Here is a 1,814-nt window from a genome sequence, read left to right on the forward strand (position 1 = left end):
GTGTACGCGTCCTTCTGGCAGGTGCTGATCCAGGTCCTGTACGGGGTAGCAGATGTGGACAACGTGGCCATGAACACGGCCCGGTCCTACGGGCTCGGTCCGCTGGCGCGGCTTCGCTACGTCATCTTCCCCACGGCGTTGCCGTACCTGATGACGGGGGTGCGCCTGGCCTCGGCCGTGGCCCTGATCCTGGCGATCACCGCCCAGCTGATCATCGGCAACCCGGGCCTGGGCGCGGAGATCGCCAAGGCCCAGTCCGGTGGCTCCTACGTGGCGATGTACGCCCTGATCCTGGCGACCGGCCTGCTCGGCGTCCTCATCAACCTGGTCATGCGCATGATCGAGCGCAAGGTGCTGTCCTGGCACTCCTCGGTCCGAACGGAGGTCGCCACATGAGCGCCGAAATCCCCCTCGCCACGCACACCAACCTGCCGGACAGCCCCACCGGGGCCGCCCAGGCCAACCGGTCCGTCTCCCCGAAGGGTCCGTCGGGGTCCCAGCGGCCCCGCCCTGCCGCCAAGCGCGCCTGGGGTGCGGCCAAGGGCCTGTTCTTCATCGCGGCCCTGCCCGTGATCCTCGTGCTGATCTGGTACATCTCCACCGCGGTGGGGGAGAAGAACTTCTTCGTTCCCACCCCGGCACTGCTGGTGGAGACCTTCTTCGAGACCTGGACCGGGGACCGGATCACCACGGACGTGATCCCCTCGCTGACCCGCCTGCTGGTCGGCATCGCCGGCTCGATCATCATCGGCATCGTCGGCGGCCTGCTGATCGGCTCGGTCCGCTGGCTGCGCGCCCTGACCGAGCCCACGCTTGAGTTCTTCCGCGCTATCCCGCCGACCGTGCTGATCCCGGTGCTGATGCTGCTGATCGGCATCGGGGACGACATGAAGGTCGCGGTGATCATCTCCGGGGCGGTCTGGCCGATCCTGCTGAACACCATCGAGGGCGTGCGGTCCATGGACGAGGTCCTGGCCGACACCACGCACACCTACGGGATCACCGGGTTCAACCGGGTCCGCTACCTGATCCTGCCCTCGGCCATGCCGCAGATCATGGCCGGCATCCGCCAGTCCCTCTCGATCGCGCTGATCCTGATGGTCATCTCCGAGATGTTCGCCGCCTCCTCCGGGCTGGGCTTCACGATCGTGCAGTTCCAGCGGTCCTTCGCGATCCCGGAGATGTGGTCCGGCATCGTGCTGCTGGGCATCATCGGCGTGATCATGTCCTTCATCTTCCAGCTGATCGAGCGCAACGTGCTGCGCTGGTACCACGGCCTGAGGGAGATCGAGAATGCAGCCTGAGCCCACCGAACCCGTCAGCCCCGATTCAGTGCACGCTGATTCATCCCCCGAGTCTCACACCGAAAAGGAAGCCACCATGACTTCTGACCAGACCTCCACCGCACCTGCCTCAGCCACCACGGGCACCGTCGTCTCCCAGGGCGGCGTGGCCGAGACCCCGGACGGACTGATCACCGTCGGCAAGACCCTCCCGGACGGCGAGGCCATGCTCTCCGTGCGGAACATGAAGAAGGTGTACCACACCGACGGCGGCGACATCGAGGCCGTCCGGAACCTCACCTTCGACCTGCCCCAGGGCCAGCTGGCCTGCCTGGTCGGTCCCTCCGGATCGGGCAAGACCACCCTGCTCAAGTGCATCGCGGGACTGCTGGCCCCCAGCGCCGGGGAGGTCACCCTGCACGGCAAGAAGGTCACCGGCCCGCCGAAGTCCATGGCCGTGGTCTTCCAGGAGTACGGCCGCTCCCTGTTCCCCTGGATGCGGGTCCGGGACAACGTGGAACTGCCCCTGAA

At 67.0% G+C, this 1,814-nt stretch carries 3 protein-coding genes; all 3 read left to right on the forward strand.

The window, feature by feature from the left end:
• Positions 1-396 (forward strand): ABC transporter permease (locus ACFFIO_RS17320; RefSeq protein ID WP_378043708.1); only part of this gene is annotated, 396 nt, incomplete at its 5' end.
• A complete protein-coding gene (locus ACFFIO_RS17325) occupies positions 393-1,304 on the forward strand; it encodes an ABC transporter permease (protein ID WP_378043710.1) in 912 nt (303 codons plus the stop codon). The genes ACFFIO_RS17320 and ACFFIO_RS17325, both read left to right, overlap by 4 nt.
• Positions 1,305-1,380: 76 nt before the next feature.
• The coding region (locus ACFFIO_RS17330; RefSeq protein WP_378043712.1) for an ATP-binding cassette domain-containing protein at positions 1,381-1,814 on the forward strand (434 nt) is incomplete at its 3' end.

The organism is Citricoccus parietis, from assembly GCF_042433045.1.
GTDB classification, from domain to species: domain Bacteria; phylum Actinomycetota; class Actinomycetes; order Actinomycetales; family Micrococcaceae; genus Citricoccus; species Citricoccus parietis.